Origin of the sequence: Phenylobacterium sp., from assembly GCF_036264965.1 — a bacterium.
Classification (GTDB): domain Bacteria; phylum Pseudomonadota; class Alphaproteobacteria; order Caulobacterales; family Caulobacteraceae; genus Phenylobacterium.
In genome coordinates this window covers 72,230-95,927 of record NZ_DATAPY010000030.1, presented here as the reverse complement: position 1 = coordinate 95,927, position 23,698 = coordinate 72,230, and the positions used below count along the sequence as shown (strand labels likewise).

Annotated in this window: 24 protein-coding genes and 1 other RNA gene; 4 read left to right on the top strand and 21 right to left on the bottom strand. The window is 68.8% G+C overall.

Translation table 11 applies throughout. The features are described from left to right. Positions 1-995: UDP-N-acetylmuramate--L-alanine ligase (murC, locus tag VHS75_RS04115; RefSeq protein ID WP_329637335.1), on the bottom strand; the 995-nt coding region annotated here is incomplete at its 3' end. Between the two features lie 234 nt (positions 996-1,229). Here murC and VHS75_RS04110 point away from each other — a divergent pair. Further along, positions 1,230-2,210, top strand: coding sequence for an NF038122 family metalloprotease (locus VHS75_RS04110; protein WP_329637334.1), 981 nt, complete (start codon positions 1,230-1,232; stop codon positions 2,208-2,210). Here the strand turns inward: VHS75_RS04110 and murG are convergent. Genes murG through VHS75_RS04060 form a run of 10 tightly spaced genes read right to left on the bottom strand, consistent with a single transcriptional unit; the run spans position 2,207 to position 13,516 of the window. Beyond that, entirely contained in the window at positions 2,207-3,301 is a 1,095-nt protein-coding gene (gene murG, locus VHS75_RS04105) for an undecaprenyldiphospho-muramoylpentapeptide beta-N-acetylglucosaminyltransferase (RefSeq protein WP_329637333.1), read from the bottom strand. The genes VHS75_RS04110 and murG overlap by 4 nt on opposite strands. A 12-nt stretch (positions 3,302-3,313) precedes the next feature. Further along, positions 3,314-4,495 (bottom strand): putative lipid II flippase FtsW, encoded by a 1,182-nt coding sequence (gene ftsW, locus VHS75_RS04100; protein ID WP_329637332.1) that lies wholly within the window; start codon positions 4,493-4,495, stop codon positions 3,314-3,316. A 34-nt stretch (positions 4,496-4,529) separates the two neighbouring features. Next, positions 4,530-5,939, bottom strand: a complete 1,410-nt coding sequence (gene murD, locus VHS75_RS04095) for a UDP-N-acetylmuramoyl-L-alanine--D-glutamate ligase (protein ID WP_329637331.1) — start codon at positions 5,937-5,939, stop codon at positions 4,530-4,532. Positions 5,940-5,957: 18 nt separating this feature from the next. Next, positions 5,958-7,073 (bottom strand): phospho-N-acetylmuramoyl-pentapeptide-transferase, encoded by a 1,116-nt coding sequence (gene mraY, locus VHS75_RS04090; RefSeq protein WP_329637330.1) that lies wholly within the window; start codon positions 7,071-7,073, stop codon positions 5,958-5,960. Beyond that, positions 7,073-8,488, bottom strand: a complete 1,416-nt coding sequence (locus tag VHS75_RS04085) for a UDP-N-acetylmuramoyl-tripeptide--D-alanyl-D-alanine ligase (protein ID WP_329637329.1) — start codon at positions 8,486-8,488, stop codon at positions 7,073-7,075. Before VHS75_RS04085 ends, mraY begins: the two co-directional genes overlap by 1 nt. After that, complete coding sequence (locus VHS75_RS04080; protein WP_414694242.1) at positions 8,481-9,956, bottom strand: UDP-N-acetylmuramoyl-L-alanyl-D-glutamate--2,6-diaminopimelate ligase; 1,476 nt, start codon at positions 9,954-9,956, stop codon at positions 8,481-8,483. The genes VHS75_RS04085 and VHS75_RS04080 overlap by 8 nt, the downstream gene beginning before the upstream one ends. Positions 9,957-9,961: 5 nt before the next feature. After that, on the bottom strand, positions 9,962-11,707 hold the full coding sequence (locus tag VHS75_RS04075; RefSeq protein ID WP_329637327.1) for a penicillin-binding protein 2: 1,746 nt from the start codon (positions 11,705-11,707) through the stop codon (positions 9,962-9,964). Then, positions 11,704-12,123 (bottom strand): cell division protein FtsL, encoded by a 420-nt coding sequence (gene ftsL, locus VHS75_RS04070; protein WP_329637326.1) that lies wholly within the window; start codon positions 12,121-12,123, stop codon positions 11,704-11,706. The genes VHS75_RS04075 and ftsL overlap by 4 nt, the downstream gene beginning before the upstream one ends. Then, positions 12,120-13,052: a 16S rRNA (cytosine(1402)-N(4))-methyltransferase RsmH gene (gene rsmH / locus VHS75_RS04065; RefSeq protein WP_329637325.1), complete on the bottom strand. Its 933-nt coding sequence runs from the start codon at positions 13,050-13,052 to the stop codon at positions 12,120-12,122. The genes ftsL and rsmH overlap by 4 nt, the downstream gene beginning before the upstream one ends. Further along, a complete protein-coding gene (locus VHS75_RS04060; RefSeq protein ID WP_329637324.1) occupies positions 13,049-13,516 on the bottom strand; it encodes a division/cell wall cluster transcriptional repressor MraZ in 468 nt (155 codons plus the stop codon). The genes rsmH and VHS75_RS04060 overlap by 4 nt, the downstream gene beginning before the upstream one ends. Before the next feature lie 333 nt (positions 13,517-13,849). Between VHS75_RS04060 and VHS75_RS04055 the strand changes: the two genes are divergently transcribed. Further along, positions 13,850-14,203: a metalloregulator ArsR/SmtB family transcription factor gene (locus VHS75_RS04055; RefSeq protein WP_329637323.1), complete on the top strand. Its 354-nt coding sequence runs from the start codon at positions 13,850-13,852 to the stop codon at positions 14,201-14,203. Further along, on the top strand, positions 14,200-14,697 hold the full coding sequence (locus tag VHS75_RS04050; protein WP_329637322.1) for an SRPBCC domain-containing protein: 498 nt from the start codon (positions 14,200-14,202) through the stop codon (positions 14,695-14,697). The genes VHS75_RS04055 and VHS75_RS04050 overlap by 4 nt, the downstream gene beginning before the upstream one ends. Positions 14,698-14,734: 37 nt before the next feature. Here the strand turns inward: VHS75_RS04050 and rnpB are convergent. The 8 genes from rnpB to VHS75_RS04010 all read right to left on the bottom strand — a co-directional run bounded on the left by rnpB (position 14,735) and on the right by VHS75_RS04010 (position 20,685). Continuing rightward, positions 14,735-15,137: RNase P RNA component class A (gene rnpB, locus VHS75_RS04045), an RNA gene on the bottom strand. A 97-nt stretch (positions 15,138-15,234) separates the two neighbouring features. Further along, the gene (locus tag VHS75_RS04040; protein ID WP_329637321.1) at positions 15,235-15,543 is read right to left on the bottom strand and encodes a hypothetical protein; all 309 of its coding nucleotides are present in this window, start codon (positions 15,541-15,543) and stop codon (positions 15,235-15,237) included. A gap of 112 nt (positions 15,544-15,655) precedes the next feature. Beyond that, positions 15,656-16,270: an FMN-binding negative transcriptional regulator gene (locus VHS75_RS04035; RefSeq protein ID WP_329637320.1), complete on the bottom strand. Its 615-nt coding sequence runs from the start codon at positions 16,268-16,270 to the stop codon at positions 15,656-15,658. Beyond that, entirely contained in the window at positions 16,270-16,989 is a 720-nt protein-coding gene (locus VHS75_RS04030) for an N-acetylmuramoyl-L-alanine amidase (protein ID WP_329637319.1), read from the bottom strand. Before VHS75_RS04030 ends, VHS75_RS04035 begins: the two co-directional genes overlap by 1 nt. A 32-nt stretch (positions 16,990-17,021) precedes the next feature. After that, positions 17,022-17,420, bottom strand: coding sequence for a hypothetical protein (locus VHS75_RS04025; RefSeq protein WP_329637318.1), 399 nt, complete (start codon positions 17,418-17,420; stop codon positions 17,022-17,024). Between the two features lie 64 nt (positions 17,421-17,484). Beyond that, positions 17,485-18,627: an acyl-CoA dehydrogenase family protein gene (locus tag VHS75_RS04020; protein ID WP_329637317.1), complete on the bottom strand. Its 1,143-nt coding sequence runs from the start codon at positions 18,625-18,627 to the stop codon at positions 17,485-17,487. Positions 18,628-18,696: 69 nt separating this feature from the next. After that, the gene (locus tag VHS75_RS04015; RefSeq protein WP_329637316.1) at positions 18,697-19,899 is read right to left on the bottom strand and encodes an acyl-CoA dehydrogenase family protein; all 1,203 of its coding nucleotides are present in this window, start codon (positions 19,897-19,899) and stop codon (positions 18,697-18,699) included. 108 nt (positions 19,900-20,007) lie between these two features. Further along, a complete protein-coding gene (locus VHS75_RS04010; protein WP_329637315.1) occupies positions 20,008-20,685 on the bottom strand; it encodes an energy transducer TonB in 678 nt (225 codons plus the stop codon). Between the two features lie 105 nt (positions 20,686-20,790). On the opposite strand from VHS75_RS04010, the gene VHS75_RS04005 reads away from it, so the two are divergent. Further along, positions 20,791-21,525 carry an endonuclease/exonuclease/phosphatase family protein gene (locus VHS75_RS04005; protein ID WP_329637314.1) on the top strand — a complete coding sequence of 245 codons (735 nt, stop codon included), beginning with the start codon at positions 20,791-20,793 and terminating at the stop codon, positions 21,523-21,525. Here the strand turns inward: VHS75_RS04005 and VHS75_RS04000 are convergent. Together VHS75_RS04000 and VHS75_RS03995 are read right to left on the bottom strand one after the other, a co-directional pair. Continuing rightward, positions 21,522-22,997 carry a phospholipase D-like domain-containing protein gene (locus tag VHS75_RS04000; protein WP_329637313.1) on the bottom strand — a complete coding sequence of 492 codons (1,476 nt, stop codon included), beginning with the start codon at positions 22,995-22,997 and terminating at the stop codon, positions 21,522-21,524. The genes VHS75_RS04005 and VHS75_RS04000 overlap by 4 nt on opposite strands. A 321-nt stretch (positions 22,998-23,318) precedes the next feature. Continuing rightward, complete coding sequence (locus tag VHS75_RS03995) at positions 23,319-23,663, bottom strand: hypothetical protein (protein WP_329637312.1); 345 nt, start codon at positions 23,661-23,663, stop codon at positions 23,319-23,321. Between the last annotated feature and the right edge of the window lie 35 nt (positions 23,664-23,698).

The window sequence follows — 23,698 nt, the reverse complement described above, 5'->3', positions numbered from 1 at the left end:
GTCGTGAAGCGCCGCCGCACCCCGCCGAAGCCCGCCAGGCCGCGCCGGATGTCATCCGGCTGCACGCCGAGCTCGCGGGCCACGGCGATGGCGGCCAACGCGTTCAAGGCGTTGTGCTGTCCCGGCATCGGCAGGTGCAGCGCTTCGTAGCGGATCGCCTTCCCGCCCCCTGTTTCTGAAGAAATGGGCGGATGGATCACCACGTCGAAGCGGCAACCGTCCGCGCCCATGGTCAGGTTCTCGGCACGCACCTCGGCCTGCGGATTGACGCCATAGGTGACGAGCCGGCGGTTCTCCACCGAGGCGGCCAGGGCCTGCACCTCGGGATGGTCGAGGCAGACGGCGGCGAAGCCGTAGAAGGGGATGTTCTCGACGAAATCCTGGAAGGCCTTCTTGACCGCGTCGAACTCGCCGTAGTGGTCCAGGTGCTCGGGGTCGATGTTGGTGACGATGGCCACCGTCGACTTCAGCTTCAGGAAAGTGCCGTCACTCTCGTCGGCCTCGACGACGATCCAGTCGCCGGCCCCGACCTTCGCATTGGTGCCATAGGCGTTGATGATCCCGCCGTTGACCACCGTGGGGTCGAGGCCGCCCGCATCCAGCAGGCACGCGACCATCGAGGTGGTGGTGGTCTTGCCGTGGGTCCCGCCCACCGCCACCGAGAACTGCAGGCGCATCAGCTCGGCCAGCATCTCGGCGCGGCGGACCAGGGGCAGGCGCCGCTCGCGTCCCGCGACCATCTCAGCATTGTCGGGCTTCACCGCCGTCGAATAGACGATGGCCGAGGCGCCCTCCACGTGGCCGGCGTCATGGCCGATGAAGATCCGTGCGCCGAGCTTCTCCAGCCGCTCGGTATTGGCCGAGGCCTTCGCGTCAGACCCCTGCACCTGATAGCCGATGCGCAGCATGATCTCGGCGATGCCGCTCATGCCGATGCCGCCGATGCCGATGAAGTGCACGGGGCCGATGTCGAAGGGCACGGGGCGACGCGTCATGCGGTGGTGCTAGCGCAATCGGGGTGGACGCGAAACTCCGCTTGGCCCGCCGCCCGCCCCCAAAACGCCGGCCGATTGCACGTCGCCGGGGTGTTCGCGCCCGATCATGGTCCGATTTGCGCGAAGAATTCGCCTCTCAGGGTTACTCGATTGACAAGCCGTCGAATGCAGCGGGAATTAACCGTTGTCGTGGGCGCCGGGTGGTTCGCCATTCGTCAGCGTGGGTGGGGGAACATGAGCAGGTCCGGATTGTCGAAGAGCCGTTTGCTGGGCGGACTGGCGGGCGCCGTCGCCTTGGCCGCCGCGTCGCAGGGCCATGCCCTGACGATCATCGCCAGTTTCGACTCCTCGATCACCAGCGCGAGCAACGCCGCCGCGATCGAGGCGAGCATCAATTCGGCCCTGCAGTTCTACGGCGATTTCAGCAACCCGGTCACGGTCAAGATCGGGTTTTCGCTGATGAACTCCGGGCTCGGAGCGAGCAACACCGGCATCTACACGCCGACCTATGCGCAGTACACGGCGGCGCTCGCGGCCGACTCCGTCGCCCACCCCGGGAACACGGTCCTGCAGACCGGGGTCGCCAATCTGCCGTTCGGCAACGATCTGCCCGACGTGGGAGCGACGAGCGCCGACATGAGGGCGCTCGGCTTCAGCGCGCCCGGCATATTCTCCGGCGGCGCCGACGGTCTCGTCAGCCTCGACGCGTCGATTATGAACTTCGGCGACACCGCAATCGCCGGCCTCTATGGCGCCAATTCGGTCATCCAGCATGAGGTCGACGAGGTGCTGGGGGTTGGCGGGCCCGGCAGCCTGATCGGTCAGGGAGGGTTCCCCAACACCGTCGGAGCTGAGGATCTCTACCGCTATGCGGGCTTCCACGCGCCGACGCTTTCGGCCACCACCCCCGCCTATTTCTCCATCAATGGAGGCCTAACCGATCTGCACGACTACAATGTCAGCGGAAGCGGCGACCTGGCGGATTGGAACACCCCGAGCTGCTCGGGCACCCAGTTCGTGCAGAACGCCTTCGGGTGCTCGGGGCAGCCGCAGTTCGGCCTCACGCTCTCGTCGCCTGAAGTCGTCGCGTTGCAGGCGATCGGCTACAATCTCGTGGCCTCGATCCCGGAACCGTCCGCCTGGACTCTGATGATCGCGGGCTTCGGGATGATGGGCGCCATGCTGCGGCGGCGTCGGGGCTTGGCGACCGCCTAAACTCCCGCAGTCTCTTCCACCACGTCGGCCAGGCGCTCCGCGGCGTCGGGGATCGCCACGCTGCGCGCGGCGGCGGCCATGCGGGCCAGCCGCGCCGGATTGGTGAGCAGCTTTTCCAGGGCGCCGGACAGGCTCTCGACCGTGAGCTGGCTTTCGCGCGCCACCTCCGCGGCGCCGACATCGGCGAGCAGTTTGGCGTTCTGGCCCTGGTCGTCGTCGAGCGCGATCGCCAGCGGCACCAGGATCGAGGGCTTCCCGGCCACGGCGAACTCGCAGACGCTGCCCGCGCCCGAACGGCCGATCACCAGGTGTGCGGCGCCCAGCCGACCGGCCATGTCGCGAAAGAAGGGGGCGATCTCGGCGTCGACCACGGCGTTGCGGTAGGTCCGCCGCGCGGCCTCCATGGACTCCGGCCGGGTCTGCTGCTGGATCATCAGGCGGTGGCGAAGGCCGTCCGGCAGGGCGGCGATGGCCTCGGGCACCAGCTCCGACAACAGGCGCGCGCCCTGGCTGCCGCCGGTGACCAGGATGCGGATCGGCCCGTCGGCGACCGGCGGCGCATAGGGCAGGTCGGCCAGGGCGCGGATCGCCGGGCGCACCGGATTGCCCACCACGGTGGCGTTGGCCGCCACCTGCGGCGGGGCCTTCAGCAGCGTCGGGAAGGCGCAGGCGACGCGGGTCACGCGGCCCGCCAGCATCCGGTTGGCCCGGCCCATCACCGCGTTCTGCTCGTGGATCACCGTGCGGCGCTTGTCGAAGATCGCGCCCACCAGGGCCGGGGCTGACGGATAGCCGCCGAAGCCCACCACCACCCGCGGGCCAAGCTCGCGGTAGACGGCGCGCGCCTGGGCCGCGCCGCGCAGCACCGCCAGGCCCGCCGTCGCCATGCTGAGCGGATTGCCGCGCCGATAGGTCGCGGCCGACAGGCCGATGCGCCGCTCCGCCGGGAAGTCCTGCGACAGGCCGGCCACCCGCTCGTCCGAGGCCAGCACGATGGACCAGCCGCGCGCGATCAGCGCCTCGGCCAGGGCCTGGGCGGGGAACAGATGCCCGCCGGTGCCCCCGGCGGCGAGAACCGCGATTTTGCGCATGTCCGGCTGCGCTTAAGCGAACGCGCCGGCCTTGGCGAGGCCTTCACCGACCGTATAGGCCCCGGGCCGGCGGCGGGTCAGCGCCAGGGCCAGGCCCAGCGTCAGGCCCATGGCCAGCATGGATGAGCCGCCATAGCTGATGAACGGCAGGGTCATGCCCTTGGTCGGGATCATGTCGAGGTTCACCGCCACGTTGATGATCGCCTGCAGGCCCACCAGCACGAAGAGACCGGCGGCGGCCACCTGTTCGAAGGGGTCCGAGAGCTTCATCGATCGATAGAGCCCGCGCACGACGATGATCGTGAACAGCGTGACCACCAGCATCAGGAACACCAGGCCGAATTCCTCGGCGCCGACAGATAGGGCGAAGTCGGTGTGGGCGTCGGGAATGGAGCGCTTCAGCACGCCCTCGCCCGGGCCGCGGCCGAACAGGCCGCCGGCGGCTTGCGCCACGCGCGCGGCGTCCACCTGGTGGGTGTCGGCCTTGTCCGGCTGCAGGAACTTGTCCACCCGCGCCGCCACGTGCGGCAGCAGGAAATAGGTCGAGCCCAGCCCCGCCACGGCGACAACACCCAGCCCCATCACCCAGGAGAGCGGCACGCCCGCCATCCAGAAGACGGCCCCGAAGGTCGCGGTGATCAGCACCGTCTGGCCGACATCCGGCTGCATCAGCAAGAGCGCCACCGGGATCAGGTAGAGGACGAAGGCGATGGAGACGCCGGGCACGCCCTGCCCTTTCTGGCCCTCGGAGAACATCCAGGCGACCAGCACGATCAGCGCCGGCTTCATGAACTCCGACGGCTGCAGGGAGAAGCCGCCCAGCTCGATCCAGCGGGTGGCGCCCTTGGCGTTGTGGCCCAGGAACGGCAGGGCGACCATGACCGCGATCGCGATCAGCCAGATGAAGAAGGCGCTTCGCTTGACCGTCTTCACGTCGAACATCGAGGTGACGATCAGGATCACCGCCGCGGCGGCGGCGAAGACGCACTGGCGCACGGCGAAATGGAACGGGTCGCCGATGTTCATGCGGGCCGCCGCCGCCGGGCTGGCGGCGAAGGCGATGACCACCCCGATGGCGATCAGCAGGGCGACGACGCCCAGCATCCAGCGGTCCACCGTCCACCACCAGACGCCGATGACGCTGCGGTCGGATCGGGCGAAGGCGTGGGTGGCCTGGGGCGTCGCGGCGGTCATCTGGCGGCCGACGCTAGCTTGAGTCGGAAAGCCGTCACGCGGCGCCTTTCGCCGCATGGGCGAGGCGCTGGACGGCGGAGCGGAAGGCCTCGCCGCGCTCTTCGAAGTCAGCGTACTGGTCGAAGGAGGCGCAGGCGGGCGAAAGCAGCACCACCGCGTCCTGGCCGCTGGCCGAGGCCTCGGCGTAGGCCTGGGCCACCGCCACCTCCAGCGTACCGCAGTCCACGGTCGGGGCCTTGCCCTTCAGGGTCTGGGCGAAGGCGGGCGCCGCCTCGCCGATCAGATAGGCCTTGGCGACGCGGGGAAAGAGGTCTTCCAGCGCCCCGATGCCATCGGTCTTCGCCCGCCCGCCGGCGATCCAGTAAGACTTGGGATAGCTCGACAGCGCCTGGCGCGCGGCGTCGGCGTTGGTGGCCTTCGAGTCATTGACGAACCGCACGCGGCCGAGCGTCGCCACCGTCTCCATGCGGTGCGCCAGGCCGGGGAAGGTCAGCAGATGCTCGGCGGCCTCTTGCGGGTCGATGCCGAGGCCCTTGGCGGCGGCGTAGGCGGCCGCGGCGTTCTGCCAGTTGTGGCGGCCGGGCAACGAGCGCGCGCGGTTGAGGTCGGCCACTTCCTGGGCCCGCTCGCCGGTGGCGTCATAGAGCAGGCCGTTCAGCACATAGACGCCGCGGCCCATCGCCTTGTTGGCGGAGATCGGCACGATGGTGCGGCGGTTGGCGGCGGTGATCTCGGTGCAGATCTGCTGGCCCCAGGGATCGTCGACGCCGATCACCGCGGTGTCGCCCTTGCCCTGGTTCAGCAGGATCCGGCGCTTGGCGGCGACGTAGCCCTCCATGGAGCCATGGCGCTCCAGGTGGTCGGGCGAGAGGTTCAGGATCACCGTGACGTCGGCGTGCAGGCTGGAGGTCAGGTCCAGCTGGTAGGAGCTCATCTCCAGCACGTAGACCGCCCCGCCGTGCATGTCCTCGAGGTCCAGCACCCCGATCCCGATGTTGCCGCCGATGCGCACGTCGCGGCCGGCCTGGGCGCAGACGTGGCCGATCAGCGCGGTGGTGGTCGACTTGCCGTTGGTGCCGGTGATGGCGACGATCTTCGGCTTCTTGTGCTCCGGCGCGGCGTTCACGGTCCGGGCGAAGAGCTCCATGTCGCCGACGATTTCGACACCGGCGGCCTTGGCCTTCTCGACGGTCCAGTGCGGCTGAGGATGGGTCAGCGGCACGCCGGGCGACAGCATCAGGGCGGCGAACCGGGTCCAGTCGGCGGTGGTCAGGTCAACCAGCGGCAGGCCTTCGGCCTCCGCAGCGGCGCGGCGCTCGGCGTTCTCGTCCCACAGCGCCACCAGGGCGCCTCCGGCGATCAGGGCGCGCGCCGCCGCCAGGCCCGTGCGGGCGAGGCCGAACACGGCGACGGTCTTCCCCTCAAAGCCGCGGACCGGGATCATGACGCGTCCATGCCCTCTCTACCGCAGCTTCAGGGTGGCCAGCCCAAGCAGGGCCAGCATGATCGAGACGATCCAGAAGCGGATCACGACGGTCGATTCCGACCAGCCGAGCTTCTCGAAGTGGTGGTGGATCGGGGCCATCAGGAAGATTCGCCGACCAGTCCGCTTGAACCAGGCCACCTGGATCACGACCGACAGCGTCTCGGCCACGAACAGGCCGCCGATGATCCCGAGCACGATCTCCTGGCGGGTGGCGACCGCCACCGCGCCAATGCCGCCGCCCAGCGCCAGCGCGCCGGTGTCGCCCATGAAGATCCGCGCCGGCGGGGCGTTGTACCAAAGGAAGCCCAGGCCAGCGCCGATCATCGCGCCGCAGTAGATGGCGATCTCGCCGACGCCAGGGACGAAGTGGAGCTGCAGGTAGTTGGCGAAGACGAAGTTGCCGACCAGATAGGCGATCAGGCCATAGGCCGCCGCAGCGATCATCGCCGGCACCGTCGCCAGCCCGTCGAGGCCGTCGGTGAAGTTCACCGCGTTGGCGCCGCCGACGATCACAAAGGCGCCGAACAGCAGGTAGAACCAGCTGAGGTTCACCACCAGGCCCTTGAACAGCGGGAAGGTCACCGAGGTCAGCAGCGACGGATCTTCCGGCGGCTTCGCGGCGAAGACGATGATCAGGCTGATCGCCGCCATGGCAATCAGCGTCTCAAGCAGCAGCCGCGTCTTGCCGGAGATGCCGTCGGTGGTCTGCTTGGTGACCTTGGAATAGTCGTCCAGGAAACCCAGCAGGCCGTAGCCGGCGGTCACCAGCAGCACCGCCCAGACATAGACGTTGCTGAGGTCCGCCCACAGCAGGGTGCCGACGATCAGCCCGGCCAGGATCATCACCCCGCCCATGGTCGGCGTGCCGGCCTTCTCGCTAATGTGGCGCTGGATGCCCTCGGCGCGGATCGGCTGGCCCTTGCCCTGCTTGGCCTGCATCCAGCGGATGAAGCGCGAGCCCATGGCGACCACGATGATCTGGGCCGTGAAGATCGACATGGCCGTGCGGAAGGTCAGGTATCTGATGAGGTTCAGGATGGCGACGTGGCTGTGCCCGCCCATCGAGAAGTGCTCGTACAGCCAGTAGAACATCAGCCGGCCTCCCCTGGCCGGACGTCGAGGCGCGCCAAGGCCTGGGCGATCAGCCCGGCCTTCGACCCGTTCGAGCCCTTCACCATCACCACGTCGCCAGGCTCTGCGGCCCGGGCGACCTCTGCAGCCAAGTCGGCCGCCTGCTCGGCGTAACCGCCGCGCCGAGTCGGCGGAAGGGCGTCCCAGAGGGATTTCATCAGGGGTCCGGCGGCGAACACCAGATCGACGTTCGCATCGGCCAGGGGCTGCGCCAAGGCGGCGTGATAGCCGCCGGCCTGCGGGCCCAGTTCCAGCATGTCGGTGAGCGCCACGACCTTGCGACCCGATGCCTTGCGCGCGCCCAAGGTGGCGATCGCCGAGGCCATGGAGACGGGGTTGGCGTTGTAGCTTTCGTCGATCAGGGTGAAGGCGCCGCCGGCCAGTTGGACGGCCCTTTCCGCGCCACGGCCTTCCAGCGGCTCGAAGGATCCGAGCGCGGCCAGGCTGTCGCCGAGGTCGACGTCGAGCGCCTCCAGCATCAGCAGCACGGCCATGGAATTCAGGCCCCAGTGCATGCCGGTCTGCAGGATCGGGAAGTCGAGGCCCTTGCCGTGGAAGCGGGCCTGGACCACCGCGTGGTCGCCCCCTCTTCCAAGATTTGGGGCGCCCTGGAAATCGATCAGCCGTGCGTCGCAGCCCTCGGCGCGACCGAAGGTGCGCACCTGGGCGCCGACCGCCTCGGCCTCGGCCTTGAGCAGATCGAACCAGCGGTTGTCGGCGTTCAGGACGGCGACGCCGCCCGGCTGCAGACCTTCGAAAACCTCGGCCTTGGCCATAGCCACGCCGGTCTCGCCGTCTGGGAAGTTCTCGGTGTGGACCGGCCCCACGGTGGTCACCACCGCGGCATGCGGGCGGACCATGCGGGTGAGCGGGCGGATCTCGCCCTCGTGGTTCATGCCGATCTCGAAGACCGCGCGCTCGGTGTCGCGCGGCATGCGCGCCAGGGTCAGCGGGACGCCGATGTGGTTGTTGTAGGACTTCACCGACGAATGCGCCCGGCCGGCGAGCATCAGGCCCGCCATGATCGCCTGGGTGACGCTGGTCTTGCCGACCGAGCCGGTCACCGCGCCGCGTTTGGCCGCAGGCGCGCGGTCGCGGGCCGCTTCACCCAGACGTTCCAGACCTTTCAGCGTGTCCTGGACCATGACCGCCGAACCCGACACCGGTTGGGACGCCAGCGCGCCGGCCGCGCCCTTGTCCCTGGCTTGATCTACGAAGGCGTGGCCGTCACGGACGCCGCCCAGGGCCACGAAAAGGTCGCCCCGTTCCAGGGTGCGGGTGTCGATGGAGACGCCGTTGGCGGCGAAGGCCTTGCCGCTGAGCTTGCCGCCCGTGGCCGCCTCGATCTCAGCCGAGGTCCAGAGCGGTTCAGCCATGGAGGGCGCCAATCTTCAAGGCTTCGGCTGTCTCGGCGATGTCGTCGAAGGGATGGACCACGTCGCCCACGATCTGGCCCTGCTCATGGCCCTTACCGGCGACCACCAGGATGTCGCCCTCGCCCAACAACGCCGCGGCCGCTCGGATGGCCTCGCCCCGGTCGCCGATTTCCTTCGCGCCCCCACTTCTTGAAGACTTGGGCGCGCCGGTGAGAATCTCGGCGCGGATGGCGGCGGGATTTTCACTGCGCGGATTGTCGTCGGTGACGATGGCGACGTCGGCCAGGTCGGCGGCGATGCGGCCCATCAGCGGGCGCTTGGTGCGGTCGCGGTCGCCGCCGGCGCCGAACACCACGATCAGCTTGCCGCGCACATGGGGGCGCAGCGCGCCCAGCACCGTCTTCAGGCCGTCGGGCGTGTGGGCGTAGTCCACATAGGCCTCGCCGCCGTGCAACCCCTGGCCAACCCGTTGAAGCCTTCCCGGCGCGCCCTCGATCTTTTCGAGCCCGGCGAGCGCCTGCTCGATCGAAAGGCCCGCGGCGATGCACAGGCCCGCGGCCACCAGGGCGTTGGAGGCCTGGAAGGCGCCGGCCAGCGGCAGGCGCAGGTCGTAGGTCTTGCCGTCATAGGCGATCTTCAGCCCCTGGCCGTTGGGCAGCAGGGCGCGGTCGAGAAGGCGCAGGCCCTGCCCCGCCTCGCCGACGCTCATCAGGGTCTGGCCGGCGCTCACCGCGGTGGCCGCGAAGGCCGAATAGGCGTCGCTGTCGGCGTTCAGCACCGCGGCCTTGCCGCGCGTCAGCAGGGTCTCGAAGAGCCGCAGCTTGGCGGCGCGATAGACCCCCATGGTGCCGTGATAGTCGAGGTGGTCCTGGGTCAGGTTCAGGAAGCCGGCGGCGGTCAACCTCACCCCGTCCAGGCGGCGCTGGTCGATGCCGTGCGACGAGGCTTCCAGCGCCAGGTGGGTGACGCCGGACTGGGCCACGCGGGCCAGCAGTTCGGCGACGTCGGAGGCGTCGGGCGTCGTCAGGCCAGGCGGCGTCACCTGCTCGTCGGCGAAGCCGGGGGCGCTGACTCGGACGCCGAGCGTACCCATGCTGGCGGCCTTGAAGCCGGCGTGGGCGAACATCTGGCGGCAGAAGCCCGCGACGGAAGTCTTGCCGTTGGTGCCGGTGACCGCGACGCAGGTGGCCGGCTGCTGGCCCCAGAAGGCGGCGGCGGCCAGCGCATAGACCCGGCGCGGGTCCGAGGCGATCACGGTGGGCGCCGTCAGGCCCTCGATCTCGCGGCTCGACAGCACGGCGACCGCGCCCTGCTCCACCGCGCGCGGCGCGAAGCTGCGGCCGTCGACCTTGGCGCCCGGAAGCGCGGCGAACAGCCAGCCCGGCCGCACCTTGCGGCTGTCGGCGGTGACGCCCTCGATCTGCGGATCGAAGCCCATGTCGCGCTTGACGAGGTCGGACAGGCGCATGCGCGTCAATGCTCCTCTGCCGTGGACGCGTTGGGATCGGCCGGCGTGAACGGATTGGTCTCGGCGCGCTTCTGGATGCCCAGGAACGGCGCAATCCGCTCGATAATGTGGCCGGCGGCCGGCGCCGCGACGATGCCGCCGGTGGGGTCGGGGCCGTTCCCACGCTGCGGCTCGTCCATGAGGATGAGGACGAAGTAACGCGGCGCGTTCAGCGGCCCGTCGGTGGGGAAGGCCGCGGCGAAGGACGAAACCTGCCTGGTGCTGGAGTAGCGTCTGGCGGCCGCATCCCACTTCTCGCCGGTGCCGGTCTTCCCGCCGACGTTCAGGCCCGGGACATTCGCCGACTTGCCCGAGCCGCCGGTGACGTTGGAGCGCATGATCTGCAACAGGGTGAGCGCGGTGCCTTCCTTTATCATCCGCGGACCGTGCACGACGGTTCCCGCCGGCAGCTTCCGGATGGTGAGGGGCAGGAGCTCGCCGCCATTCATCAGGCCGGAATAGGCCCGGGCGACCGCCAGCGGCGAAACGTTGATGCCATGGCCGAAGGAGGTCGAAGCGATAGCGTCCTCGTTCCAGATCCTGGGCGTCAGCGGCCGGGCGCTCTCGATGAGTTCGGTCTTGGCGGCCTGGGTCAGGCCGAAGCGGTTGAAGTAGTCGTGCAAGCGCTCCGGGCCGATCTCCTCGCCCAGCCGCGCCGTCCCGATGTTCGAAGAATGCTGGAACACCTCCACCAGGGTCAGGACCTTGTGGGTCGCGTGGTAGTCGGTGATCGTGCGGTAGCCGAGCTGGAATGGGTGTGTCGCGTCGAAAGTGGAGGACGGAGTGGCCACGCCCGCGTCGAGGCCGGCGGCTACGGTGAAGCCCTTGAACGTCGAGCCCATCTCGTAGATCGCGCCGGCCGCCCGGTTCTGACGCGCGTCCAGGCTGGCGGAGCCCGGCTTGTTGGGGTCGAAGGTCGGATAGCTCGCGAGGCCCAGGATCTCACCTGTATGGACGTTGGTGACGATGCCGACTGCGCCCTTGGGGTGGAACTGGGCGGTGGCCTTGTAGAGCTCGTCCTCCAGGGCGGCCTGGATGCGCAGGTCGATGGAAAGCGGCACCGAGCCCTGGCTGGCGGCGGCGTTGCGGATGTCGTCGTTGAGCGCCGCCTCGGCCCCGGCCAAGCCCTGGCCGCCGGTGTCGGCGAAGCCCACCAGATGGGCGGCCGTGTAGCCCAGCGGATAGACCCGCTTCTGCTCGGGCTCGAAGCTGACGCCGGGCAGGCCCATGTCGTGGATCTGGGCGCGGACTTCCGGGGTCAGGCCGCCGGTGACGAAGGTGCGGCGGCCGGCGCGAAGGGCCTTTTCCAGGCGCTCGGCGGTCAGGTCCGGCAGGCTCGCGGTCAGCGCACGGCGGGTCTCGGCGGTGTCCCAGATCTCGCGCGGATCGATGTAGAGGCCGTAGTGCAGGAGATCTGCCGCCAGCATCTGGCCGTTGCGGTCCACCAGGTCGGCGCGCGCGGCCCCCATCGGCGGGGCGTAGGCGTCGCCCTCGGCTGACCTGTTGAACAGGGTCGCGTGGGTGGCGCCCAGCGCCAGGGTCAGGAAGCCCACGCTGAACAGGGCCAGGACGAAGAAGATGCGGATGCGCGTGTCGTCCTCGGCGCGGCCGGAGGCGCGGGCGCGCTCGAAGGCGTGTTCAAGACGCCACATCAGGCCCGAGAGGCGCCGGGAGAACCACGACGGTCCGAAGGAGATCTGGCCCAGGCTCATCGTTCGGCGACCTGGGTCGGAACGGGCAAGGGCGCCGCCGGCTCTGCGGGAGCCATGCGGGTGGGATCGGGCGTGACCTCGACCGCCTTCACGGGCAGGGCCAAGGGCTTGCGCGCCAGGTCGGGCAGGTCGTTGAGGTCGGCGACGCGCTTTTCGCTGACCGGCGCCAGGCCGAGATAGGTCTCCGACAGGCGCTCGATGCGGGCCGGCTGCTCCAGGTGGCTCACCTCGGCCTGCAGCAGGCGGATGCGGGCGTTTTCGGCGACGATCTGGCGCTCAACGGTGGCGATCTTGGCGCGCTCGCCGCCCGCGACGGTCTTGGCCAGGTAGACGCCGAGGATCAGCACCACCAGCAGACCCAGCGCCACCAGGTCGACCAGCCGGAACCCACGCACCCGACGATTGAGCCAATTCACGCCGCCACCCTCCACGCTGGGGCGTCGGTGCGCACCGCCGCCCGAAGTTTCGCGGAGCGAGCCCGGGGGTTCGCCGCCAGCTCCGCCTCCGACGGCCCTTGCGCGCCGTTGAACAGCAGCTGGAAGCTCGGCGTCGCAGCGGCATGGGCCGGCGGCGCATGGCGCGATCCACCCGGGGTCTTGCCCGCCCGCACCGCCAGGAAGGTCTTCACGATTCTGTCCTCGAGCGAATGGAACGTGACGACGCAGAGCCGCCCATCCGTCTTCAGCGCCCGTTCGGCCGCCGCCAGGCCCGCCTCCAGCTCCGACAGCTCCTCGTTCACAGCGATACGGATCGCCTGGAAGGAGCGCGTGGCCGGATGCACCTTGGCGCCGCGCCGGCCGCCCAGCGTCTTCTCGATGAACTCCGCCAGCTCAAGCGTCCGGCTGAAGGGCCGTTCGTCGCGCCGGCGCACGATGGCGCGGGCGATCCGGCGGCTCTCCCGCTCCTCGCCATAGACATAGAGGATGCGGGCGATCTCCTCCGGCTCGGCCTCGTTGACCAGGTCCGCGGCGGTGGGGCCGTCGGCCGCCATCCGCATGTCCAAGGGGCCGTCGCGCATGAACGAGAAGCCGCGCTCGGCCTCGTCGAGCTGCATGGACGAAACGCCGATGTCGAGCACGACGCCGTCGATGGCGCCGTCGCCGGTCTCGTCGTCGAGTTCGGAGAAGCGGCGCTCCACGAGGCGGAAGCGGTCGGCGGGCAGGCCTTCGGCGAATTTCCGGGCGCTGGGGTCGCGATCGAAGGCGATGACCGCCGCACCACCGCCCAGCAGGGCGCGGCTGTAGCCGCCGGCGCCGAAGGTTCCATCCACCAGGGTCTTGCCCGCAGCGGGCTGCATCGCGTCCATGACCTCGTTCAGCAGGACGGGGATATGCGGTGCGCTCATAGAGCCGCGCTCAGCTTGGCGGCGCGCTGTTGGGCGCGCATCGTGGCCAGTCCTTCGCGCGCCACCTCGCGCTGGGCGGCGCGGTGCGCCTGGAAGGCCTCGCGACCCCAGATCTGGAACCGATCGCCGAGACCCACCACGACCACCCAGTCGGTCAGGCCGAACTGCTCGCAGAGGATCTCCGGCAGGGTGATGCGGCCTGCAGTGTCATAGGAGAGCTGCGCCATGCCGCCGAGGACCGAGACCTCAAGGGCGCTGCGGATCGGGTCGCCGAACTCCAGCTCCTCGATCACGCCCAGGTAACGGTCGAACAGGGATTTGCCGCCACCTTCGATGCAGTCGGCTTCGATGGAGGGGAAGCAGAACACGCCGTCGAACGGCCCGGCGGTCTGGGCGCGGAAATCCTGCGGCACGACGATCCGCCGCTTCCCATCCAGCTGTTTCTCGAAGGTCGAGAGGAACACCGCCACACCCCAAGACTGAGCGGCCCCACCAGCCGCTCTCCGCCTCGCCTGCCACCGGTCCGCCCCTACGGCCCAGGATGGTTAGCGAAGTACGAATGGGGTAACATGGGATGAATTGGGAGTAAATGACTCCGATTGACCTTTTGTTAGAGAAACCAAGGCTTCACAGCCAAGTATGGTTAATCAGATATTGTTATCCACAGAACGTACAGAGAACCGTGGCCACAACTGTTAACGAACTGGGCTGTAGGGCTGTGGACGGTGGCATTCCGTCCCAGCGGCCGTCGGGCGAGCTGCATTGACAATGGATCAGTTATATAACATTGACGTTATATGAACTCATCCACGCACCTCGACCTCGCCTTCACGGCGCTGGCTGATCCCACCCGCCGCGCCATCCTCGCGCGGCTGAGCGAGGGAGAGGCCACGGTCGCCGAGCTGGCGCGGCCGTTCTCGATCAGTCAGCCGGCTGTTTCCCGGCATCTGAAGATCCTCGAGCAGGCGGGATTGATCACCACCGCCGTCGACGCCCAGCGCCGCCCGCGCCGGCTGGAAGCGCAAGGCTTGGCCGAACTTTCGGGCTGGATCGAGCGCCTGCGGGAAAGCTGGGGGTACAACTTCCGCCGTCTCGACCAGTTGCTCGCGGAGACGGCGCCAGCTCTTGAACCGGAAAGGACAGGATCATGACCCACACTGCCGAAGTGACCACCCCATCGGACCGCGAAGTGCGCGTCGTGCGCCGTTTCAAAGCGTCGGCCGAACGGGTGTTCGAGGCCTACACCCAGCCCGCGCTGATCAGACGCTGGCTGCTCGGTCCGCCGGGCTGGCACATGCCTGAGTGCGAGGTGGACCTGCGCGTGGACGGCGCCTACCGCTACCTCTGGCGCAGGGACGACAGCTCCGCCGAGTTCGGCTCCGAGGGCGTCTATCTGGAGATCTCGGCTCCCCACCGGATCGTGCAGACCCAGCGCATGTTCGGCGCCCTCGCCGGGCCCATGGCGGAGGAGGCGCAGGCCACGGTCGAGTTCCGCGATGAGCCGGGCGGCACGGTGATGATCACCACCATCCTGTCGCCCTCCAAGGAAACCCGCGACGCCGCGCTGGCCACGGGCATGGCCGGCGGCATGGAGCAGAGCTACGTCCGCCTCGAAGCCGAGGTGCTGGAGGCGACGGACGCCTGACCTCCGCCGACTTGCGGCGGAGGACCTTCGGGATGAATGGACCAGACAGCCTGTAAGCCGGGTTCTGTGCCGCCCTGAGCCGAAGCTTAAGGCGCGACGATCATTCCTCTGGACCGCCCCTCGCGGGACGGTTCTCGCGACCTACCCGGACCGCCCAGGCCTACGACAGCCCTGCCCTCATTGCTGAGAGCGCACGGTCCCTATTCGGTCTTGCTCCTGGCGGGGCTTGCCATGCCGTCCCTGTTACCAGGCACGCGGTGGGCTCTTACCCCACCCTTTCACCCTTCCCACGACCCAAGAAGACTTCGGTCGCGGAGGTTTGCTTTCTGTGGCGCTATCCCTGGGGTCGCCCCCGGCGGGCGTTACCCGCCGCCATGTCGAAGTGGAGCCCGGACTTTCCTCGACCTCCTTGCGGAAGCCGCGATCGCCCGGCCGTCTGGTCCGGGGCGGAACCTGATCGGTCGGGCGGCGCAGGTCAAGTTGGCGCCGTCAGGTGTCATCCCGGTTTCGCTGCAGGCGAAGACCGGGATCCAGACCTCAGCTCTTGATGTGGCGGTGGATGCGGTTTTCCTGATGGTTCAGGCGCTTGGCCTGGACGCGGGTCAGGTGGCCGGTGTGCCGCACTTCGCGGGCGACCCGGCGATCGGCGGCCAGCAGGCGATGGGCCTTCATCGGGCTGATCGTGCCGGCGCGCTGTTCGGCGCGGATTTCCTGCTTCTGGTTGTGCACGCGGGCGAGGACCTCGCGCTTGGCCGGTTGCAGGGGTTGGGCGTCGGCCGTGGCGGCCATGGCGCCGAAGCCGACGACGCCCAGGGTCAGGACGAGGACGGTGCGTTTGAGGTTCATGACGGGTTCCTTTGCTCTCGATGCCGCTTGCGCGTCGGAGGCCCGGCGCCAAGTGTCATGAGATTGAACCGCGCCCTTTGAACGGCCTCTGAGATCGAGCTTGGCTCGCCGTTCAGGCTCCGGGCGGAATTGTGGCGCGCATCAGCGCGGCGATGGGGTGGTCGCCGAGGGCGGCGATCGCGCCGGCGCGTTCGGCCTCGCCCTTGTTCTGGCCGAGCTTGGTCGTGCCCTCCAGCCGCTCGATGGTCAGCCGCGCGCCGATGATCGCGCGGGTCATGGCCTCGAAACGGCCCGGCGACATCTTGGCCCGCGTCCAGGGCCGCTTGGGCAGCAGCCGGGTCTCCGCCTGAACCGCGAGCTCATCGAGCAGGGCGACGAGCCCCGCCCCGTCCAGCGCCGCGACCGGCCCCTCGGCCTCGACGCTGACGTAGTTCCAGGTCGGCACCTGGTCGGCGCTGCCGTACCAGTCGGGGCTGATGTAGGCGTCGGCGGCGAGGCTGACCGCGACGGCGCGGAAGCCCAGCGCCAGGGCGGGCGCCAGCGCGTTGCTTCGCGCCAGGTGGAAATCGAGCGCCAGGCCGCTCTCCAGCCGGCGGACCACCACCGGCGCATGGGCGATCGCCAGACGCCCGTCCGGCGCGGCGGCCAGGGTGACGAAGGGATGCTCGGCGAGGTGGACCAGCAGCGGCCCGACCTCGTCCTCCCGGAACGCCGGCGAAGGATGCATCAGCCGGCCGCCCGCAGCAGCGCGATCAGCTGGGCGCGGGTGGCGCCGTCGGCGATCCCGTCGACCTTGTCCTGGCGCCAGTGCCGCTGGAAGGCGGTGACCACGGCCGTGGTCGCCGCGTCGAACTTGGCCGACGGCGGCAGATCGTAGCCGAGACGCGTGAACCCCGCCTGCAGGGCGAAGACCTCGACGCCTTCGGCGCCTTCGGCCAGCGGCTTGCCGGGCGCCGGCGGCGCCTCGACCCAGAGGCCATGGCCGGCCTCGGCGATCCGCTTCCAGGGGAACAGCTCGCCGGGATCGTCCTTGCGCCCGGGCGCCACGTCGGAGTGGCCCACGATACGGTCGTCGGGGATCTGCCAGCGGGAGCGGATGTCGCCGACCAGTTCGATCACCGCGGCGATCTGGGCGTCGGGGAACGGGTGATAGCCGAACTCATGGCCCGGATTGACGATCTCCACGCCGATCGAGACGCCGTTGATATTGCGCTCGCCTTTCCAATAGGAGACGCCCGCGTGCCAGGCGCGCCGCTCTTCCGGCACCAGGCGGAAGATCCGCCCGTCCTCCTCGACCATGTAATGCGAGCTGACCTTGGCCACGGGGTCGCGCAGCCGGTCCAGCGCCTCCGGCCCGGTCCTCATGCCGGTGTAGTGCAGCACCAGGATGTCCGGCGGCGCGGTGCGGGCGTCGAAGTTCGGGCTGGGCGCCTCGATGAATTGCATGACCTGAGACTTAGTGCGGCTTGGCCCCGCGGTCACCCTTCGGCTGGCGCCGCCACCTTGGCCCGGGTGAACCGCAACGAGGTCTGGGTGGCGGAGAAGGCCACGACCTTGTTGTCGATCAGGCCGTGGGCCTTGGCCGCGGTGATGACATCGGCGTGCTGGACGGTCGCCGGCTTGCCCTTCACAGAGACGATCCAGAGCGCGCCCTTCTCGGCCAGCATGGGCGCGAGGGCGTCGATGCGGGCCAGCGCTTCGGCGCTGTCGGCGGCGTAGAACAGGATGTCGAGGTTCGAGAGTTCTGTGACCGGGATCGCGCCCTGCGCGGCCAGCTCGGCGCTCAGCGTCGGATCCTTCACGCCCATGATGGCGACACGCATGCCGCCCTTCACGCCGATCTTGTCCATCCGGCTCTTGGTGCTGACAGTAGGCAAATCAGATCTCCGCTCAACCCCGCCGGCCGCGTGGCCGGGCAAGGGCGAGCGGTGGCCTATAGCACTAAGCGGCCTGGCCGAGGCTCAGGAACTCGTAGCGGGCCAGGTGGTGGTCGATGGAGCCGAAGGCGCTCTCGATCATGGTGGCGCGCTTGAAGTAGTGGCCGATGGCCATCTCGTCGGTCATGCCCATGCCGCCGTGCAGTTGGATGGCGTTCTGGCCGACGAACTTGCAGGCCTTGCCGATCTGCACCTTGGCGGCGGCGGCGGCCTTGGACCGCTCGTGGTCCTCAGTCAGCTTGACGGTGGCCATGTAGGTCATCGAGACCGACTGCTCGACCTGGATGAACATGTCGACCATGCGGTGCTGCAGCACCTGGAAGGCCGAGATCGGCTGACCGAACTGCTTGCGCTGGCGGGTGTATTCGAGCGTGCCTTCGTGCAGCTTGGCCAGCACGCCGCAGGCCTCGGCGCAGGTCGCCACGATGGCCTCATCCACCACTTTCTCGATCAGCGGCAGGGCATGGTCGGCCGGGCCCACCAGGGCGTCGGCGCCGACCTTCACGTTCTCCAGGATCACCTCCGAGGCGCGGAAGCCGTCCACCGTCGGATAGTCGCGGGCGGTCACCCCGGCCGCGGCCTTCGGCACGATGAAGACGCTGACGCCCTCGGCGTCGCGCTGGCCGCCGGCGGTGCGGGCGGTGACGATCAGGTGGGTGGCGTAAGGCGCGCCGATGACCACCGCCTTGTGGCCATTCAGCACCCAAGACCCGCCGTCCTTCTTCGCCGTGGTCTTCAGGTCGGCCAGGTTGTAGCGGCCCTGCGGCTCGGCATAGGCGAAGGCGAAGATCGCCTCGCCGGCGATGATCTGGCCGATCAGGGCCTCGGCGCCCGCATAGCCGGAGTGCTTCAGGAAGCCGCCGCCGATCACCACCGTGCCCAGATAGGGCTCGACGACCAGCGCCTTGCCCATCTCCTGCATGACGATCAGGTTCTCGACCGGCCCGCCGCCCAGCCCGCCCAGCTCTTCCGAGAACGGCGCCCCCAGGATGCCCAGCTCCTCGGCGAAAGCCTTCCAGATCGCCGGGCTCCAGTGCGGCTCCTTGGCCAGCATCGCGCGGCGCTGGTCGAAGGAATAGTGATCCGCCAGATAGCTCGCGACCGTGTCGCGCAGCATCGACTGCTCATCGGTGAAATTGAAGTCCATCAGTCGATCCCGGGTAAGCTAGAGGGTGGTCAGAGCGGTCGGCGGAGGGGAATTCTGCTGGCGACAGGTTCAGAGCCCCAGCACCATCTTGGCGATGATGTTGCGCTGGATCTCGTTGGAGCCGCCGTAGATCGAGGTCTTGCGGCCGTTGAACATCTCGCCCGCCAGGCCCACGGCGTAGTCCGGGCCGACGCCGGCGTTGTGGCCGAGGTCGCGCAGGAACGGGGCGCCGTAGTGGCCCACCGCCTCCAGCGCCAGCTCCTGCAGCCGCTGCTGGATCTCGGTGCCCTTGATCTTGAGGATCGAGCTTTCCGGGCCGGGCCCTTTGCCGCTCGACTCGCCGGCCAGGGTGCGCAGTTCGGTGAACTCCAGCGCCGTCAGGTCGATCTCCAGCTCGGCGACCTTCCGGCGGAAGAAGGCGTCGCCCAGCAGCGGGCCGCCGGCGTCAGAGCGTTCCGTCGTGGCGATGGACCGCAGCTTCTCGAGATTGCGCTTCGACCGCGCCACGCCGGCGATGCCCGATCGCTCGTGGGCCAGCAGCGCCTTCGCCAGTGTCCAGCCCTGGTTCTCGTGGAACACCCGGTTCTCCACCGGCACCTTCACATTATCCAGGAAGACGTCGTTGACCTCGTGGCCGCCCTCCAGGGTGATGATCGGACGCACGGTGATCCCCGGGCTCTTCATGTCGATCAGCAGGAAGGAGATGCCGGCCTGCGGCTTCACGTTCGGGTCGGTGCGGACCAGGAAGAAGCCCCAGTCGGCGAACTGGGCCAGCGTCGTCCACGTCTTCTGGCCGTTGACGAGGTAGTACTCCTTGCCGTCGTCGCCGGTGATGCGCTCGGCCTTGGTCTTCAGGCTGGCCAGGTCGGAGCCGGCGCCCGGCTCGGAGTAGCCCTGGCACCACCAGGCCTCGCCATTGTAGATGCCCGGCAGGAAGGTCTCCTTCTGCTCCTGCGAGCCGAAGGTGTAGAGCACCGGCGCCAGCATGGAGACGCCGAACGGCAGCGGCGGCAGGGTCTCGGCGCGGGCGGATTCCTCGGACCAGATGTACTTCTGGGTCGGCGTCCAGTCGGTGCCGCCGAACTCCTTCGGCCACGACGGCGCGACCCAGCCCTTCTTGGCCAGGATCTTGTGCCAGGACAGGTACTGTTCCTTGGTCAGGGGCTGGCCGGAGTCCTGCGCCGCGCGCAGATCGGCCGGATAGTTCTCCTTGATGAAAGCCCGGACTTCCGCGCGGAAGGCGTTCTCTTCGGGTGAGAAATCAAGGTTCATGATGGGCTCCCTGGACCGCCGCGGAACGCGCCGATTTACGGCGTATCCGCGTACCCGCGACCATAGGCCAGAAGCCCTACGCCTGGGAAGATGACGTTTACGTAAGCGTCATCTCGGAACAGTCGCCAGGTTCCTCTGCAAGTCAGCGATGGCATTTGGCGGCAAGATAGAAGCACACTCCCCGCGCTCGGCGCTGAACTTCGGGTCATCGAGCTTGGCGGCCGCGATCTTCCGCTGTGAAGCCAAGACCTCCGCGACTTCAGACGGCCGCGGATGTTCCGTGAGCAATCGCGCCTGGATGAGGACGCTGAAGGTGAATAGACCAGCCTGGATCGCATCCGACATCGGATTCCGCTCGGCCTCGGCCGCCGCATAGCCGTAGCAACGCAACGCCGCTTCCGCGGACAGCGCCGGCCTGGGCAGGCCAAAACGGATTGGGATGTTGATCTTACCGCCGGTGATCGGGATCCCATCGCGGGTCATTGGCCTCATCTTGAAAACGCTTGAGACGCCCAGGGCGGCTTCGACGAAACCCTGGCCGGGTGGGTCCTCGTTCGACGTCGTGCAGTCGGCGAGATCGCCGGCCGCGGTGACCGTGCAATGCAGCACCACATGACCCTCGATGTGCGCGGCCACGGCGGCCTTGGGATAGAAGCGGGCCATGTCCTCTGCGCTCGGCATGCGCAGCCAATCGGGGTTGGTGACGATACTGGGCTTTGGCGCCGCAGCGACGGCGGGCGCGGGCGCCGCGGCCTGCATCAGGATGGCGGCGAGAACGGACAGCATTCGACTCTCCTGAGGCGCTTCCGACAACCTAACCGCGAACCACAGCCCCGCTCCAGCCGTTCCCTCGACCTTGCCGCCATTGCAGAAGCCGTGCACGCCTGAGCCATGCCCCGCATCGTCACCTACAACGTCCACCGCTGCGTCGGGAACGACCGGCGGCTGGACGTGGGCCGCGTGGCCGAGGTGTTGGCGGCGCTGGAGCCGGACATCGTGGCCCTGCAGGAGCTGGACGTGGGCCGCGCCCGCACGGGCCACGTGGACCAGGCCCACGAGATCGCCCGGCGGCTGGACATGGCCTGTCACTTCCACGCCGCGCTCACCGTCGAGGAGGAGCGCTACGGCGACGCCATCCTCACCGTCTTTCCCGAGCGGGTGGTGAAGGTTGGGCCCCTGCCCGGCTATGGGCCGATCCCGCAACTCGAGCCGCGCGGCGCCCTGTGGGTCGAGGTCGAGATCGAGGGCGCGCCGGTGCAGATCATCAACACCCACCTGGGCCTCGTGCCGCGCGAGCAGCAGATCCAGGCGGCGCACCTCGCCGGCGCCGCCTGGCTGCAGGACCCGAGATGCCAGGGCCCCAAGATCCTGCTAGGCGACTTCAACGCCACGGCGACGTCGGTGGTCTACCGCACCTTCCTGAAGGGTCTGTCGCCGGCCCGCGCCCTGGCCAAGGTCAAGACGCCGACCGCCACCTTCCCCTCGCCCCTGCCGGTGCTGCGGATCGACCACCTGTTCGTCAGTCCCGAAATCCGGGTTCTCGACGTCTTCGCCCCCTTCTCGCCCAAGACCCGCGCGGCGTCGGACCATCTGCCGTTGGTGATGGATTTCGAGGTGGTGAGCTAGCCGTCCAGCGATTCAATCGCCGCCGGCCCGCCCAGCATCTGCATCTCGCGCACCGCCTCATAGAGCCGCTCGCGGCGCCGCACGGGGTTCCAGGAGTCGCGCGGGTCCTGCGGATCGCCCAGATGGTACTGGGCCACGAACTCACCGAAGGCGGTGACCTTGGGCGGCTCGATGGGCCGCAGGCGTCCATCGCGGTTCAGCGCGTCGATGGCGCCGACCAGGCCGCCGAAATCGACGCGGGCCTTGGCCACCGCGTCGCCGGTCACGCCCATAAAGTGGCCCACCAGCCGGTCGCGAAAGGCGCCGATGGCCGCGCGGACCTCTTTGTCGTCGTTTTCCACCGTCAGCTCGCATTCGGTGTCGAAACCGCCGGAGCGGTTGTTGAGGTTGGCCGAGCCCACTCGCACCACACGATCGTCGATGACGGTGGTCTTGGAGTGGACGATGATCGTCTCGCCCTTCCGGGTCGCCGGCCAGAAGGCGCGGAAGCGGCCGAAGATATCGGCCGAGCGCAACCGCCAGATCATCGCGCCGCGCGCCCGGTCCATGGTCAGGTGGTCGAACCAGCTCGGCGCATGGCCGGTGGAGACCAGCACCACCTGTGGCCCGTCCGGCTCAGCCAGGCGCGCGGCCAGGGCCTCGGTGACCAGGGGCGAGGTGAAGTACTGGTTCTCAAGATAGATGGTCTCCTTCGCCGCCGCGATCGAGGCCAGGGTGAGCTGGCGGATCTCGTCGACCTCGGGCTGCGCCTTCCACTTTGGCACGGTGCGGGCGATGGCGACCTCGACGCCGGTGATGGCCGGCGGCACGTGCTGCGGCCAGGGATCGCCGCCGGCGTCTTCCGGCAGGGCCATGACCTCATGAGTCGCGTTGGTCCAGCGGGCGCGGAACAGGTCGCCCAGCGCCTTCGCCGCCGGCCCATCGACCAGCATCACCACCTCGTGGCGCGGTGCGTGATATTCGTGGTCGGGCATGATCCGGCGCGGATCGTTGTCGCGATGTCCCGGCGTGTCCCAGCGGTCGACCGAGATGTCGCCCCCGCCGCAGAAGGCCACGCGGTCGTCAACGACCAGCACCTTCTGGTGGTGGCAAGCGCCGAACGGCACCTGGTCGTCCAGGCGGAACTTCACCGGCGTGTTCTTGAAGAACCTCCGCGCCCTGTGCGGGAAGAAATCCTGCTGGGCGGCGATGGGCAAGGCCGAGCGCCAGATCAGCAGGCGCACGTCGAGCTCCGGCCGGGCTCGCGCCAGCTCAACCAGGATGCGCCCGACCTCGTCCGGATCGTCCGGACCTTCATAGCCGTCCGGGAACAGCCGGGTGCGCGGATCGAACCCCCAGCCCAGCAGCAGCACCGAGCGGCGCGCCTTCTGCAACGCGTCGAACACCGCCGTGAAATAGGCCTCGGTGTCCACCAGGAAGGCCGCGCGATCCGCCCGCGCCGTGCGCCAGCAGGTCTCTCCGACCCGGAGCAACGGGGGTCCGCTCGCCGAACTCAAATCGTCACAGACCCTTCGCTCGCCGACCGCCCTGCCCTCCGGTCGAGGGTTCAAAGGCATGCGGTGAAGGTAGGGTTCCCGCCGATGAGACTGCAAGGACCTGATCGGCCAAGAAAAAGCGCGCCGTCTGGGGTGTCGGCGCGCCGGCGATGAGCCGAGGTGGGGCGATATCCGCCCAGGGTCCAGAGCGCGTCAGGGTGAAGTGGATGCCGGTTCACCCGTCCGACGCGCGCAAACCTTTTTTTGGTAGACCGTTTGCTTGTCCGGTTCAGGTGTCCCACCTGAACCGGGAAGGTTCTAGCGGGCCGACGCAGTGCTCTTGCCGCCGAGGAAGGCGGTGCAGTAGCCGTTCAGCTCGGCCTCATAGCGGTCCTTGCCGTCGGTCTTGGCCGCGTCGCGCTTGCCGCGCGTCTGCTCTTCCTGACCCTTGGCGTAGACAATCTCCTGGCGGTTGCGGCCCTCCGCCTTGATCAGGGTGTCGAGGCTGGACGCGTCGTTGACGCCAAAGCCGGCGGCCAGGCCGCGGCAGCGGTTGGCCTTCAGCCAGTCGACGTCGGTGAGGTGGTCCGATGCGGCGGCGACGCTGGCTTGACCGGCGACGGCCAGGCTCAGGGCTGCGAGAAGAACCGCGGTCGATTTCATCGTCATTTCTCCCTCAAAACAGTCCCCGACATGAA

Coding starts and splice junctions, on each gene's coding strand:
- VHS75_RS04110 (WP_329637334.1), top strand. CDS start 1,230: ATGAGCAGGTCCGGATTGTCGAAGAGCCGTTTGCTGGGCGGACTGGCG.
- murG (WP_329637333.1), bottom strand. CDS start 3,301: ATGCGCAAAATCGCGGTTCTCGCCGCCGGGGGCACCGGCGGGCATCTG.
- ftsW (WP_329637332.1), bottom strand. CDS start 4,495: ATGACCGCCGCGACGCCCCAGGCCACCCACGCCTTCGCCCGATCCGAC.
- murD (WP_329637331.1), bottom strand. CDS start 5,939: ATGATCCCGGTCCGCGGCTTTGAGGGGAAGACCGTCGCCGTGTTCGGC.
- mraY (WP_329637330.1), bottom strand. CDS start 7,073: ATGTTCTACTGGCTGTACGAGCACTTCTCGATGGGCGGGCACAGCCAC.
- VHS75_RS04085 (WP_329637329.1), bottom strand. CDS start 8,488: ATGGCTGAACCGCTCTGGACCTCGGCTGAGATCGAGGCGGCCACGGGC.
- VHS75_RS04080 (WP_414694242.1), bottom strand. CDS start 9,956: ATGCGCCTGTCCGACCTCGTCAAGCGCGACATGGGCTTCGATCCGCAG.
- VHS75_RS04075 (WP_329637327.1), bottom strand. CDS start 11,707: ATGAGCCTGGGCCAGATCTCCTTCGGACCGTCGTGGTTCTCCCGGCGC.
- rsmH (WP_329637325.1), bottom strand. CDS start 13,052: ATGAGCGCACCGCATATCCCCGTCCTGCTGAACGAGGTCATGGACGCG.
- VHS75_RS04055 (WP_329637323.1), top strand. CDS start 13,850: ATGAACTCATCCACGCACCTCGACCTCGCCTTCACGGCGCTGGCTGAT.
- VHS75_RS04050 (WP_329637322.1), top strand. CDS start 14,200: ATGACCCACACTGCCGAAGTGACCACCCCATCGGACCGCGAAGTGCGC.
- VHS75_RS04040 (WP_329637321.1), bottom strand. CDS start 15,543: ATGAACCTCAAACGCACCGTCCTCGTCCTGACCCTGGGCGTCGTCGGC.
- VHS75_RS04035 (WP_329637320.1), bottom strand. CDS start 16,270: ATGCATCCTTCGCCGGCGTTCCGGGAGGACGAGGTCGGGCCGCTGCTG.
- VHS75_RS04030 (WP_329637319.1), bottom strand. CDS start 16,989: ATGCAATTCATCGAGGCGCCCAGCCCGAACTTCGACGCCCGCACCGCG.
- VHS75_RS04020 (WP_329637317.1), bottom strand. CDS start 18,627: ATGGACTTCAATTTCACCGATGAGCAGTCGATGCTGCGCGACACGGTC.
- VHS75_RS04015 (WP_329637316.1), bottom strand. CDS start 19,899: ATGAACCTTGATTTCTCACCCGAAGAGAACGCCTTCCGCGCGGAAGTC.
- VHS75_RS04010 (WP_329637315.1), bottom strand. CDS start 20,685: ATGCTGTCCGTTCTCGCCGCCATCCTGATGCAGGCCGCGGCGCCCGCG.
- VHS75_RS04005 (WP_329637314.1), top strand. CDS start 20,791: ATGCCCCGCATCGTCACCTACAACGTCCACCGCTGCGTCGGGAACGAC.
- VHS75_RS03995 (WP_329637312.1), bottom strand. CDS start 23,663: ATGAAATCGACCGCGGTTCTTCTCGCAGCCCTGAGCCTGGCCGTCGCC.